General features: G+C 67.2%; 6 protein-coding genes and 2 pseudogenes. 1 reads left to right on the top strand and 7 read right to left on the bottom strand.

Features of this window, described 5'->3' with window-relative positions:
• Window positions 1-15 precede the first annotated feature (15 nt).
• The 3 genes from ACQPZ2_RS02635 to ACQPZ2_RS02625 form a co-directional block, all read right to left on the bottom strand.
• The gene (locus ACQPZ2_RS02635; RefSeq protein ID WP_433524141.1) at window positions 16-3,600 is read right to left on the bottom strand and encodes a protein kinase domain-containing protein; all 3,585 of its coding nucleotides are present in this window, start codon (window positions 3,598-3,600) and stop codon (window positions 16-18) included.
• Between the two features lie 167 nt (window positions 3,601-3,767).
• A complete protein-coding gene (locus ACQPZ2_RS02630) occupies window positions 3,768-4,259 on the bottom strand; it encodes an SgcJ/EcaC family oxidoreductase (protein ID WP_433524140.1) in 492 nt (163 codons plus the stop codon).
• Between the two features lie 146 nt (window positions 4,260-4,405).
• Window positions 4,406-4,900: an SgcJ/EcaC family oxidoreductase gene (locus tag ACQPZ2_RS02625; protein WP_433524139.1), complete on the bottom strand. Its 495-nt coding sequence runs from the start codon at window positions 4,898-4,900 to the stop codon at window positions 4,406-4,408.
• 92 nt (window positions 4,901-4,992) lie between these two features.
• Here ACQPZ2_RS02625 and ACQPZ2_RS02620 point away from each other — a divergent pair, with 92 nt between their 5' ends.
• The gene (locus ACQPZ2_RS02620; RefSeq protein WP_433524138.1) at window positions 4,993-5,445 is read left to right on the top strand and encodes a MarR family winged helix-turn-helix transcriptional regulator; all 453 of its coding nucleotides are present in this window, start codon (window positions 4,993-4,995) and stop codon (window positions 5,443-5,445) included.
• A gap of 24 nt (window positions 5,446-5,469) precedes the next feature.
• Here the strand turns inward: ACQPZ2_RS02620 and ACQPZ2_RS02615 are convergent.
• The 4 genes and pseudogenes from ACQPZ2_RS02615 to ACQPZ2_RS02600 all read right to left on the bottom strand — a co-directional run.
• Window positions 5,470-6,433 (bottom strand): annotated as a pseudogene (locus ACQPZ2_RS02615) (esterase-like activity of phytase family protein).
• Window positions 6,434-6,828: 395 nt separating this feature from the next.
• On the bottom strand, window positions 6,829-8,979 hold the full coding sequence (locus ACQPZ2_RS02610; protein ID WP_433524137.1) for a 3-hydroxyacyl-CoA dehydrogenase NAD-binding domain-containing protein: 2,151 nt from the start codon (window positions 8,977-8,979) through the stop codon (window positions 6,829-6,831).
• Window positions 8,980-9,094: 115 nt separating this feature from the next.
• The gene (locus ACQPZ2_RS02605; RefSeq protein WP_387294101.1) at window positions 9,095-10,309 is read right to left on the bottom strand and encodes an acetyl-CoA C-acetyltransferase; all 1,215 of its coding nucleotides are present in this window, start codon (window positions 10,307-10,309) and stop codon (window positions 9,095-9,097) included.
• Between the two features lie 1,874 nt (window positions 10,310-12,183).
• Window positions 12,184-13,701: pseudogene (locus ACQPZ2_RS02600) on the bottom strand (DNA polymerase III subunit gamma and tau); the annotation flags it as partial.
• Between the last annotated feature and the right edge of the window lie 60 nt (window positions 13,702-13,761).

Genomic DNA, 13,761 nt, shown 5'->3' with positions numbered 1-13,761 from the left:
CCGAAACTGCCCGCCCTAGCCCAGGAGTTCATCCAGGAACAGGGCGGGCAGCGTCGTTTCGCCGGATTGTCCCGGTGTCGCGCGCGCTTCGGTGCGCAGCACGCGCAGAATGCCGAGCACACCGGGGCCCGCATCCAAAAGCGGCATGGTCCAACCGTGTTCGGCGCAGGTGGCCGCTGCGGGCAGCAGCAGTCCGGTGGCCTCGCCGACCCAGCCGGAGGCGGCGAGACATTCGGCGAGCAGCAGTACGGTATCCAATTCCGCACGGGGACGGTGCTGTTCGACCATGCGAGCGTGCAGCGCGCGGGCCCGGCGCACCGCGCGATCGTCGGCGCGCAGCTGACGTTCGGACAGCAGCGCGCGGATCGCGGCGATCTCCTCCGCCTCGGCGGCCAGCGCCGCCGCGCCCGTCATCCGATGGGCCTGGTGGATGGTTCCGGATATATCCGATTCGTATCCGGTCGCGGCGTCGGCGACCCGCCGGGCCGCGGTATCGGTCAGCAGTCCAAGGCGCAGCCGCTCGGCGCGGATATGCGCGGCGAGCCGGATCAGTCTGTTATCGGCCGCGATTCGATCGCCCTCGTCCAGCCGCGCCGTTGCGGTGTACAGATCGCCGAGCGCGGCCTTGACCCTGGCGCCGACCACGAAGGTGGAGATCAGGAAGTCGACTGGTCCGACCCGGGTGACCAGCTGATGACTGTCGTCGAACAGCCGATCGGCGGTATCCAGATCGCCCCGGCGGTAACTCATTTCGCCGAGCAGCGCCGCGGCCACCCGCACCGCATCGGAGCGCGGTCCCGACCGCTGCCGTGCGGTCTCCCACGCCTGCTGGAAACAGCTAGTGGCAGTGGCGATATCGAGCTGTTCATAGGCCGCAGCGCCCTTGCCGCACAGTCCGAAAACTTCGCCGAGCGGATCCTTGGATCGAGCGTGATACGGCACCGCCCATTCCTGGATTTCCTGCGCACCGTCGAAGTCGAATTCGCACAAGCGCACGAAGGAGGTCAGATTAGCGGCGGTCGATACGGTCCAGGCGGGCAGTTCATCCGGCTTCTCCAGGCATTCGGCCACCCGGTCGAGCACGCCTTCGGTGTGGTCGCGCGCGATCTGATCCGAGGCCGCGAGCACCGCCGCCTGACAGCGCTGCCGGTTCACATCGGCATCGGCGGACGACCCCCGCGCCAGCACATTGGACAAGCGGCCCAAGGCCGCGCGCGCCGCGGCAGGCTGCTGCAGATTCACATTCGCCCTGGCCACGGCCATCAGCAGTTTGGATCGAGAAGCAACCTGCTGCACCGGCAGTTTCGATACCGTCCCGAGCAACGTCGCGAGGCGGGACTTATCGATGAGGTCCATGCCGCCGCTCTCGAGCAGGTCCAGCGCCATTTTCAGATCCGTCGCCGCCAGCGCGTGATCGACCGACTTGCGCAGCAAGTTGTGTTCGGCGTACCAGCGAGATGCCTTGCGGTGCAATGCCCGTAGCTTGCTCGGATCGGCGCGCTCCAACCGCGCCCGCAGATGTTCGGCGAACAGCGGCTGCATCCGGAACCACTCGGGATCGTGGGCGATGCGCCGGACGAACAACTCGCGCTGTTCGGCCTGCTCGAGCATCGATTCGCCGTCCGGGTCCTCCGACAGCGCCGAGGCCAGCGAACCGCTGACCCGCTCGGTGATCGAGATCGAGGTCAGGAAGTCGAGCATCTTGGGTTCGAGGGTGTCCAGGACGTTTTCGGCGAGATACTCGCGGATGCCGTGACTGCCCTCGGCCAGATTCGCGATCAATCGATCCGGATCGACATTGCCGCGCAACGACAAACTCACCAGCTGGACCGCGGCGGGCCAGCCGTCGGTGGTCGTGTGGATCTCCTCGACCTGGTCATCGGTGAGCGCGAATCCATTGCGCTGCACCAGGATTTCCTTGGTCTCCTCGGTGGTCAGGCGCAACGCCGAGGAGCCGATCTCGACCAATTCGTCGTGCACCCGCATCCGACTGGTCGGCAGACCCGACTGGTCCCGACTGGTCACCACGAAGCGCAAGTGGTGACATCCGTTGTCCAGCAACGCGTCCATCGCCCGCCGCGCGCCCGCATCGCCGACCCGGTGCCAGTCGTCCACGATCACCACGACGGTGGTCCCGCTGGCATGGATCTCATCGATCAGCGTGGAGATGACATAGGCGACCGCGTCGGCGGGCCGTTCCTCGAGCACCTGGTCCAAACCCTCGCCGATATCCGGACGAACCCGGCGGATCGCCTGGATGAGGTGGGCCAGGAACCAGATCTCGTTATCGTCGTCCCGGTCGACACCGAGCCAGGCCACCGGGACCCCGCCATCGGTCAGCTCATTGCGCCACTGCGCGGCGACCGTGCTCTTGCCGAATCCGGCCGGTGCGTGGATGACCGCGAGTCGGCGGCGGCCACCAGCGCGCAGCGTGTCCAGCAGGCGCGGGCGCGGCACCGGCTCGCGGGCCGGAGTCGGCGGGCGGAATTTCGTCGTCGCTGTCGGGGGCAGTGTCGGCGCGACCGAGGTCGAGTTGGCTGGATGCTGGGAGACCGCGGGACGCAATGTCAACGGCCAGCTGCGGCGTGCGGTCACCGCCGGTCGCGTTACCGTCACCTCGGCCGCGTTCGGATGTTCCGTCTCATCCGGCGCCACCTCCGAGGTATCCAGCAGCGCCATCTCATCCGGCATCTGATCGTGCTCGCGCTGCACCGTGCGCAGCAGCTCACCGAACTCGAAGGCCGACGCGGGCCGGTTATCCGGATCGGTGTCCATCGCATGCTGGATGGCATCGGCGACATCGTCGGGGATGTCGTGGCCATGCAGATCCGGCACCGGCTGGGTGGTGATCCGCAGGAATTGCGCGACCACCTTCTCCCCCGATTGCCGTTCGAAGGCGGCATGGCCGGTCAGCAGGGCGAACAGCGTAGAGCCGAGTCCGTATACATCGGAGAGCACGGTGGGCTCGTCGCCCTTGAGCACCTCGGGCGCGGTGAAGGCGGGTGAGCCCGTGATCAGCCTGCTGGAGGTGCGGAAACCTCCCGGGATTCTGGCGATTCCGAAATCGGTCAGTTGTGGTTCGCCGTAGGCGCTGAGCAGGACGTTCGCGGGTTTGACGTCCCGATGCAGGACCTGGGCCCGATGCGCGCTCTCGATCGCACCCGCCAGCTTCACCCCGGCCCGCAGGGAATCCGCCCAGGTGAGCGGACCCTGCTCCCGAATGAGCTGTTCGAGCGAGCCCCGGGTGCAGAAGGGCATCACGATGAACGGCTGGCCGGTCGGGGTGACATCGACCTGCAGGATGTCGACGATATTCGGATGGCCGGACAGCCGGCCCATCGCCTGCTCCTCGCGCAGGAAGCGTTCCCGGCTCTCGGCATCGATCTCCGAGGAGAGCACCTTGACCGCGACCACCCGGTCCAATGCGTACTGGACGCAGCGGTACACCACTCCGAACCCGCCCCGGCCGATCTCGACCGCACCCGACAGGCCCATCGCCTCCAGCTCGTCGACGATATCGATGGGCGCATGCCGCTGTGTGTCGGATTCGGCCGAAGTCGATTCGGCGTTTGCCTTGCCCGAACGCATCTGTGGATTCACGTGACCACCTCGAATTCACATCGAATCGGCGTCACCGGCGACCGAGAAACACACGGACATCGGACATCGCGAAACGATCTCGCGATGCCCGATATGTCACGCATACTCCAACGTAGCGCGGTATCAACCCGAGTGGGTGGCTTTCGAAACAGCGTGGTTACGCCCCCTCAGCGCTCCGCCGCGGGCCTGGTCGCCGGATCGTAGAGAAACGAGATCCGCTCCATGACGTTCTTGCGCTGCGTGTTCTGGAACGCGGCGATCAACCAGCGACCGTCTTGGCGAACCATGGTGTAGGTCTGCGTTTTCGACAGATCGTCCGGCTGTTTCGGATCGCCCTGGTAGGTATCGCCGCGACTGGTGACGACGGCGGTATCCGGGCCGTAGAAACGGATGCCGAGAATCGAATCGGTGAGTTCGGTGCCCTTCTTGAAGCCCTTGAACAAGGCGCGGTGACCCTCGACGATATCGGCGCGCCCCTGGTAGTAGGTGCCGACGAAGCTGGTGTAGGTGGCGTCCTCGGTGAACAGGGCGCCGTAGGCGTCGGCATCGCCGCGCCCCCAGGCGTCGGTGAGTTGGTCGAGCAGATCGCAGATTGCCCGGGCCGACTGCGGCGCGGGCGTGGTGACGGTGGTGCAGGCGGTCGTGCCGAGGTTGTGCACGTCCGAGGTCTGGTCCAGCTAGAGGTAGCCGCCGCCCGCGGCGACACCGAGGGTGATGGCGGAGGCGGCCAGGACGCGGGAGACGATGCGGCGACGATTGCGGGGTGCGGGGGCGTTCATGGCGGATCCTTTGGGGCAGTGGGGGTTCAGCGCTCGGCGGCGGGGCGGGCGGCGGGGGTGGACAGGTAGGTGATGCGTTCCATCAGCTTGTTGCGTTTGGTGTTCTGGAAGGCGGCGATCAGCCAGCGGCCGTCGCGGCGGACCATCGTGTAGGTCTGGGTCTTGGTGAGCTGCTTGGGCTTGCCCTTGTAGGTGTCGCCGTGACTGTTGACCACGGCGGTATCCGGGCCGTAGAAGCGGATGTCGACGATGTCGTCGGCGAGCCGGGTGCCCTTCAGTACGCTGCCGAACAGGGCGCGATGCGAGGCGACGATATCGGCGCGACCGCGGTAGAGGGTGCCGAGAAAGCTTGTGTAGGTGGCGTCTTCGGTGAAGACGGTGCCGTAGGCGTCGGCATCGCCGCGGCCCCATGCATCGACCAATTCCGCGAGTACGGCTTCGATCGCCTGGGTGTCATTGCTGCGCCCACCCGTCGCCTGACCGCCGCCCCTCATCGAATCGCTACGCGATGCCGCATTCATTTTGCCCTCCATGTTAGATTTCTTCTTGTAAGAGCTTTCTTCATTGAAGAAGTCTCTTCGTTGAAGAAGAGATTAGAAAGATGGAGGTATCCGTGTCAACACCTGCCATGCGCCCGGACGCGAGCGAGGTCTACCGCCGCTATCTGAGCGCGGTCATGCTGCACGGACAGGCCGGTGCGCGCGCCGTCGACCTGGGCGCGACGGACCTCTACGCCCTGAACATCCTGGAACTCAACGGCGCCATGACGCCCGGCGAACTCGGCGCGCGCAGCGGACTGACCACCGGCCCGACCACCCGCCTCATCGATCGCCTGGAAGACGCGGGCTATGTCCGCCGCGTACCGGTACCCGGCGACCGCCGCAAGGTCATCGTCGAATTGATCGACAAGCCAGCCGATCTCGACGAAATCCTGGCGCCGGCCCGCCGCGCCATCGGCGAAATCCTCGGCGGGTATTCCGCCGAACAGCGTGAAGTGCTGTTCGACTACTTCACCCGCGCCGCGGACGCGTACTACCAGGCGACGGAGGATCTGCGGCCCAGCTGAACTACGCGCCAGCTGGCCGACCTGCTACCGGACGGCCAGTGCCACGATCTGGGTGACCTGCCTATCCGAAAAGTTGTTGTCGCTGACCAGGATCAGGGTGCGTTCGCCCGACGGCAGGCGCGGCCCCCAGGTCATGCCCTCGATATTGTCGATGGGATCGAGCCCGAGATCGGCGAGGTCGACCAGCAAGCGCTTGGCGACCGGCCGGGCGGTGCCGAGCGGCGCGTCGAGGACGTTGGTCGCGCCACTGGTATCGGCCTCGTAGATGCGGATCTTATTGCCGACGCCGAGCATGTAAGAGCGCTCCAGGACAAGGAATTTCGCGGGATCGAGCGGATCGGCGGCCAAAATCGAGGCAATGCCGTTCATGCCTTGGCCCGGCTCCGGACTCGACTCGTCGAAGACCGGCTCCATCGGGTAGGCGTACTGAGCGAGCAGCGGACCGAACCGCGCCTGCACCGTAATCCGTGAAGTAGCACCGGTTTTCGCCGTTGCGACAGGTCCGTCCTGCAGCAGCGGGCCCTCCACGGCGGTCACGAACAGGGCGCCACCCGCCGCGAAGGTCGCACCCTCGAGCGCGAGATTCTGGCGCGGGCCGGTGGTCGGGCGTACGCTCGTTCTCCGGAATCGGGAGTTCGGCGGCGAAAGTGCCATCCAAGTGGGCGATTCGGACCGAGGGGTCGGCGAGCACGGCATCGGTGCGCTCACCCTCCTGCGTCCAGAAGTAGTCACCGGTCCACGGATCGACCCGAATCTCCTCCGGATCCAAGGACTTCGGCGCGTACAGCGAGCCTTCCGGCGTACGCAGCGGGCGGGTACCGGTGAACATCACCGGACCGACGCCGCTGTCGTCCACGCCGAATCGCGCGGTGTAGAAACGCGCCGGATCCCGCTCGGACCTGTCGTCGCTGATCAACACATATTCGCCGGTGCTCGGCTGAAAATCGACACCGGACAGGCCGCCGACCGTGGTGCCCCGAAAGTCCATGTCGAACGGAATGATCTGCTGGCCGAGTATGCGCACCGGTGCGACATCGGACGCGACCGGCTGCGGCGCTGCGTCGGCAACCGGGGCAACAGCACATGCGAGCGCGACGGTCGCTACAAGCAGGGACCCTTTACTTCTGACCACAATCAACCACCGTATCCACGAGGCCGGTCGCGCAGGTTAACGGCATCCGAAAAGGTGTTGGCGCTGACCAGGATCAGCGTGCGCTAGCCCGACGGCAGGCACGGACCCGCTACTCCTGCACGGTCTGATTGCCCAGCCAAGTCTCCGGCCCGGAAAAGACGAAAGCCCGCCACCGCGAAATGCGGTGGCGGGCTGACCTTTTCGAGCGACCTGCAAGCAGTCGCTACGGCCCGTTGCGAATTACCGCGTGACTACTTGCGCAGCGAAGCCGGTACCTCGAAGCGCTCGCCGTAGGTCTTGGCGAGGTAGTCGGCGCGCTCGACGAAGGCCGCCTGGCCGCCCGGGTAGCCGACGATGTACTGGTGCACACCACCGGTCCAGGCCGGGAAGCCGATGCCGAAGATCGAGCCGATGTTGGCGTCGGCGGTGGTGATGAGCACACCCTCGTCGAAGCACTTCTGGGTCTCGATCGCCTCGATGAACAGCATGCGGTCGATCAGATCCTGCAGCGGCACACCGAAACCGGCGGTGGTCTTGAAGTGCTCGCGCAGACCCGGCCACAGGCCGAGACGCTTGCCGTCCTCGTCGTACTCGTAGAAACCGGCCTTGCCCAGGCGACCCGGGCGACCCTGCTCGACCAGGTAGTCGATGACATCCTGCGCCGGGTGCCGCTTCACACCCAGGGTGTTGTCACCCTTCTCGGCGGCCTCCAGGCTCTCCTTGGCGATCTTCTGCATCAGCGTCAGGTTCAGCTCGTCCGACAGCTGCAGCGGCGCGGCCGGGTAGCCCGCCTGCAGACCGGCCTGCTCGATGGTCGCGGGCTCGATGCCCTCGTTGAGCATGGCGATCGCCTCGTTGACGAAGGTGCCGATCACGCGCGAGGTGAAGAAGCCGCGGCTGTCGTTGACGACGATCGGGGTCTTCTTGATCGCGAGGGTGTAGTCGAACACCCGGGCCAGCGCCTCGTCGGAGGTCTTCTCACCCTTGATGATCTCCACCAGCGGCATCTTGTCGACCGGCGAGAAGAAGTGGATGCCGATGAAGTCCTCCTGGCGCTTCACACCGGTCGCCAGACCGGTGATCGGCAGGGTGGAGGTGTTCGAGCCCAGCAGCGCGTCCGGGGTGACGATGTCCTCGATCTCCTGGAACACCTTGTGCTTGAGCTCGGTGTTCTCGAAGACCGCCTCGATGACGAAGTCGACACCGGCGAAGTCGGCCGCATCCGCGGACGGCTTGATCCGGTCCAGCAGCGCCTTGGACTTCTCCTCGGTGGTCTTGCCCCGGGAAAGGGCCTTGGCCTCGATCTTCTCGGAGTAGTTCTTGCCGCGCTCGGCCGCCTCGATGGTGACGTCCTTCAGCACGACCTCGTAGCCCGCCTTGGCCGAGACGTAGGCGATACCCGCGCCCATCATGCCCGCGCCGAGCACGCCGACCTTGCGGATCTCCTTCTTCGGGACATCCTTGGGCCGCGAACCGCCATTGTTGATCGACTGCAGGTCGAAGAAGAACGCCTGGATCATGTTCTTCGCGACCGGGCCGGTCAGCAGCGAGACGAAGTAGCGCGATTCGATCAGCGACGCGTTGTCGATATCGACCTGCGAACCCTCGACCGCGGCCGACATGATGGCGCGCGGTGCGGGCATGTTGGTGCCCTTGAGCTGCTTGCGCAGGTTGGCCGGGAAGGCCGGGAGGTTGGCGGCGAAGGCCGGGCTGGAGGGGGTGCCGCCCGGGATCTTGAAGCCCTTCTTGTCCCAGGGCTGCACGCCACCCTCGGGGTTGGCCTTGATCCACGCTTTGGCCGCGGGCACCAGTTCCTCGACCGAGCCGACGACCTCGTTGATCAGGCCGATCTCCTTGGCCTTGCCGGGGCGGTACTTGTTGCCCTGCAGCAGGAACTGCATCAGCGCGCCCTGCAGGCCGAACATGCGCACGGTGCGGATCACACCGCCACCGGCGGGCAGCAGGCCCAGGGTCGCCTCGGGCAGACCGAGCTGCACGCCCGGCACATCCGCGGCGATCCGGTAGTGGGTCGCCAGGGTGATCTCCAGGCCACCGCCGAGCGCGGCGCCGTTGATCGCCGAGACGACCGGCTTGCCCAGGGTCTCCAGCCGACGCAGCGCCGACTTGATGGTGCCGAGCTCCTCCATGAGGGCCTGGCCGTCTTCCGGGCCGACCTTCATCATGTTCTTCAGGTCGCCGCCCGCGAAGAAGGTCTTCTTCGCGGAGGTGATCACCACGCCGGTGATGCTGTCCTTCTCGGCCTCGAGCCGGTCGACGGTCGCGGTCATCGACGTCTTGTACAGCTCGTTCATCGTGTTGGCGCCCTGGTTCGGGTCGTCCATCGTCAAAACGACGATGCCGTCCGAATCCTGCTCCCAACCGATCATGTTGGTCTCGCTCACAGCTCTGTGTCTCCTGTGTCTAATTGGCGGCGCTCGCGGTCCCTACGTGGTTACGCAAGCTACCGCCTCCGGGCCTGCGCGAACGCCGCCGTGAATTCTCAGCTGTCGGTTGGGGTTAGACGCGCTCGATGATCGTGGCGACGCCCATGCCGCCACCGATGCAGAGGGTGACCAGCGCGTAGCGGCCGTTGCGGCGCTCCAGCTCGTCGACCATGGTGCCGGTGATCATGGCGCCGGTGGCGCCGAGCGGGTGGCCCATCGCGATGGCGCCGCCGTTGACGTTCAGCTTCTCGTCCGGGATCTGCAGATCCTTCTGGAACTTCAGCACCACCGAGGCGAAGGCCTCGTTGATCTCGACCAGGTCGATGTCGTCGAGGGTCAGACCCGCCTTGGCCAGCACCTTCTTGGCTGCCGGGGTCGGACCGGTCAGCATGATGGTGGAGTCGGCGCCGCTGGTCGCGGTCGCGACGACGCGCGCACGCGGGGTCAGGCCGGAGGCCTTGCCCGCCTCTTCCGAACCGATCAGCACCAGCGCGGCGCCGTCGACGATGCCCGAGCTGTTGCCACCGTGGTGGACGTGGTTGATCTTCTCGACGAAGTGGTACTTCTGTAGCGCCACGGCGTCGAAGCCACCCATCTCGCCGACCACGGCGAAGGACGGGTTCAGCTTGGCCAGATCCTCGGCGGTGGTGCCCGGACGCATGTGCTCATCGTTGTCGAGGACGACGAGGCCGTTCTGGTCCTTGACCGGAACGATCGACTTGGCGAAGTAGCCGCCGGTGGTGGCCTTGGCGGCGAGCTCCTGCGAGCGCACGGCGTAAGCGTCCACGTCATCGCGGGAGAAGCCCTCGATGGTGGCGATCAGGTCGGCGGAGACACCCTGCGGCACGAAGTAGGTGTCGTAGTTGGTGGCCGGGTCCAGCGCCCAGGCGCCACCGTCGGAGCCCATCGGCACGCGGGACATGGACTCGACGCCACCGGCGAGGACCAGGTCGTCGAAGCCCGAGCGGACCTTCTGCGCGGCCAGGTTGACGGCCTCGAGGCCGGAGGCGCAGAAGCGGTTGAGCTGGAAGCCGCCGACGGTGTCGGGCAGGCCGGCCACGGTCACGGCGGTGCGGGCGATATCGGCGCCCTGGTCACCCACCGGCGCGACGACGCCGAGGATCAGGTCGGAGATCCGGTCCTCGTCGAGGTTCGGGAAACGGCCGCGCAGCTCCTGGATCAGACCAACAGTCAGGTCGATCGGCTTGACCGAGTGCAGCGAACCGTTCTTCTTGCCGCGTCCGCGCGGGGTGCGGATGGCCTCGTAAATGTAGGCCTCTGTGGTCATATCGGAGTGTTCCTTCCTTAAGGGTGCGGCGGCCGAACATTCGTCCGTCCATGCGAGTGACCTCGCCGATCGGTCCGGAGACCGACCGTCCTGACGCTGTACAAAAGTCGACAAGCAGCGGCGATGACGAGTTCTTGATACCCGCATGCCTCCGCATACCATAGAACTTCGCCACACCGCGGCTCGCGGCCACCCGTTCATACTACCGTGGTGTGCGAACTCCGGTTAACTTAACGTCTCGTGAACGAGGGTTGTCAACCATCCAGCCGTGTGGCACCCAGCTCACTTTTGAGCAACTCCAGGGCCACCTCATCCGGGTCGCGTCGATCCCCTGGCGCCACCGGGGTCTGCGATTCGGCCAGCATCTCCTGTTCCTCCTCCGGAGTGGAGGGCGGCGGGACGCCATCGATCGGCGCGTAATCCATCGGGCCCGGGTCATCCGGTAGATCCGGGAAGTCGGGCGGCGGAATATCGTCGTCGCCGCGGAACGACCGTGCGTCACCACTCGGTGCGGGCCGCTGACCAGGGCCCGCCGCCGGATCGGCGGCCGCCGCCCTGGCCTGGCTCGGCCGCGAGAACCGCGGCGGGGCGGGTGCATCCGAAGCGCGTCCGGCCGGGTTGCCGGATTCACGTCCCGGCGCACCAGCGGCCTGCTGCCCGGCCTGACCGCGCCCCCGGCTCGCCTTCGGCGCGGCAGCCGCGGGCCGAGGCGCGGCCCCACCCGCTTCCCAGCGAATCGGATGATCGCCGCCAAGCACGGCCCGCACCGCCGACCGCACCGCCTCCACATTCCGCGGATCCGACAACCGCTGCGCCAACGGCGCATGCTGATGCACGAATACGATCACCTCCCCCTCGATCCGCGCCACCGACGCCCCCGACAACAACGCCTGCACGGTAGGCCCGAACTCCCGAACCTTCGCCCGAATCTCCCCCCATGCCCCCTCCACCGCCCGCAACAAATCCCCATCCCCCTGCCCACCGGCCTCCGCACCGACTTGGTCCGCGAAAGCCTGCGCACTGCTCTCCTGCGCGGCACCTTGCGCGCTCCCCTGGTGATCAGCAGCTTGCGCGCCGCCCTGCGGGGCCGCACCACCCGGTCGCGCGAGAGCGCGAGCGGCGCCCGCAGGCCCCGCGCCCGCCCCGGGCGTCGACTCACTCACTTGCGCCGCACCAGTCGCGGTCCGATCCGCTACATCTCGCTCCGACCGTTTCACCGCAGCGTCATGGTGCGCTGCGGCACTCGCGCCTGCGCCACCGGTCTGCTCGCTCGCTTGCGCCGCACCGGCCTTGGACGCCGCCTGATCCGCGGCAGCCTGGTCGGATTGCCGAGCCGAAATCGACTGCGCAACTTCCGAATTGGACGGCGCTGAACCTTCGCCAACCGCTGCGGCCCCGGCGTAGTCGCGCTGTCGCGGTGCAGTTTTCTCAGAGACCGCCTGCGTCCCTTCGGATTCCAGCAATCCGGCGGCAGCCTGCGAACCCGCGTCGTCCGCCGGGTCGGCCGCACCTCGACCGGGTGCGGTGGCTCGATCCGCAGATTCGACACCAGAAGACGCGAAGGCCTCATTACGTGCGGCATCGGTCGGGTCAACGCCAGCACCCGACGAAGCACCAGAGCGTGCTTGTCCCGCGGACGCCGCATCGACAGGTGCCCCGCTCGTCCCGGCCGAGGCATCGACTCCGGCCAGCTCTGCCGCACCGACCTGTTCAGTGCTCGAACCTCGGTCGACAGCCGTGCGATCGGCACCCGCCCGCGTCTCGCCGCGCTCGGCCGTCGAATCATCCGGCACGAAAGCGAATCCGGCTCCCGCATCGGCTTGCCCTGCGGCTGCACCCTGCTCTGCAGAATCCTGGCGGGCGGCCGAAGCCGCTGCCGCCAATGGGGTCTGTGCTGCCGCAGCGCTCGGTCCGATCGCAGGATTCGGCCCACCTGCCGGACCCTCTGGATCGGCACCATGCCTGGCGGTCGAGTGCTGTTCCACAGCAGCTGCGCGCTCTGCAGGCAGGCTCTGCCCCGGGCCACCAGCCTGCGCGGAAGCACCAGCCTGCGCGGGAGAACTCGCTGGGCTGGCGCCCGTGCGGGTGGCGTCTTTTTCGCGGCGGGCGGCGGCGAGGAGTTCCGCGCCTCGGCGGCGGGCAGGTTCGTTGGACGAACGCGGCGGTGCCGATTGGGCTGGGGCGTCGGGCCGCGCCGGAGCGGACGGGGCCGCGGCGGTGGGCGGCGCCGTTGCTCCGGTGGCTATGCCGCGTTCGAGGCGCTCCAGGCGTTGCAGGGTCGCGGATTCGGCGTCGGAGACCGATGGGAGGAGCATGCGGGCGCAGACGATTTCGAGCAGCAGGCGCGGGGCAGTGGCGCCGCGCATTTCGCCGAGGCCCTCGTGCAGGAGTTCGGCGTGCCGGGCCAGGGTGGCCGGGCCGGTGCGTTCGGCCTGTTCGCGCATGCGATCCAGGACGTCGCCGGGGCCGGAGACCAGGCCGCGGTCGGCGGCATCGGGGACAGCCTGCAGCAGGATCAGGTCGCGCAGACGTTCCAGCAGGTCGACGGCGAAGCGGCGCGGATCGTGACCCGCCTCCATGACGCGATCGATGGTGCCGAAGAGGGCGGCGCCGTCGCCGGCGGCGAGCGCGTCGATCGCATCGTCGATCAGCGCGACATCGGTGACGCCGAGCAGCGAAACCGCCCGCGAATAGGTGACGCCCTCGGGACCGGCGCCCGCGAGCAACTGGTCGAGCACACTCAAGCTGTCGCGCGGCGACCCACCACCGGCGCGAATCACCAACGGGTACACCGCCTCCTCGACCGACACCTGCTCCTGCTCGCAGATCTTGCCGAGCAGTCCACGCATGGTGGCGGGCGGCAGCAGCCGGAACGGGTAGTGATGCGTGCGGGACCGGATAGTGGGCAGCACCTTGTCCGGCTCGGTGGTGGCGAAGATGAAGATCAGATGGGCGGGCGGCTCCTCGACGATCTTGAGCAGCGCATTGAACCCGGCCGTGGTGACCATATGCGCCTCGTCGACGATGAATACCCGATACCGCGACTCCGCGGGCGCGTAGAAGGCCCGATCACGCAGTTCGCGGGTGTCGTCGACACCGCCGTGACTCGCGGCGTCCAGTTCGATCACATCGAGATTCCCCGGACCACCCGGCCCGAGCGCCACACAGGACGGGCAGACGCCGCACGGTGTCGAGGTCGGGCCCTGCACACAGTTCAACGAGCGCGCGAGGATGCGCGCCGAGGAGGTCTTGCCACAGCCCCGGGGACCGGAGAACAGATAGGCATGACTGATGCGACCGGTGTCGAGCGCGGTACTCAGCGGGTCGGTGACGTGCTCCTGACCCACCACTTCAGCGAACGTTGCCGGTCGGTACTTCCGGTACAGAGCCACGGCCAGAGGTTACCGGCGCCCACCGACAAAGCACATTCCCCTCGACCGACAGGCCGGGCG

The organism is Nocardia pseudovaccinii (genome assembly GCF_050942345.1).
In the GTDB taxonomy this organism is placed as follows: Bacteria; Actinomycetota; Actinomycetes; order Mycobacteriales; family Mycobacteriaceae; genus Nocardia; species Nocardia pseudovaccinii.
Note: the sequence above shows the minus strand (reverse complement) of the source record. Positions and strands in the feature narration are given on the sequence as shown.

What these genes read in the sequence shown, in the direction of transcription:
- ACQPZ2_RS02625 (WP_433524139.1), bottom strand. Translation starts at nt 4,900, where the DNA reads ATGAATGCGGCATCGCGTAGCGATTCGATGAGGGGCGGCGGTCAGGCG.
- ACQPZ2_RS02605 (WP_387294101.1), bottom strand. Translation starts at nt 10,309, where the DNA reads ATGACCACAGAGGCCTACATTTACGAGGCCATCCGCACCCCGCGCGGA.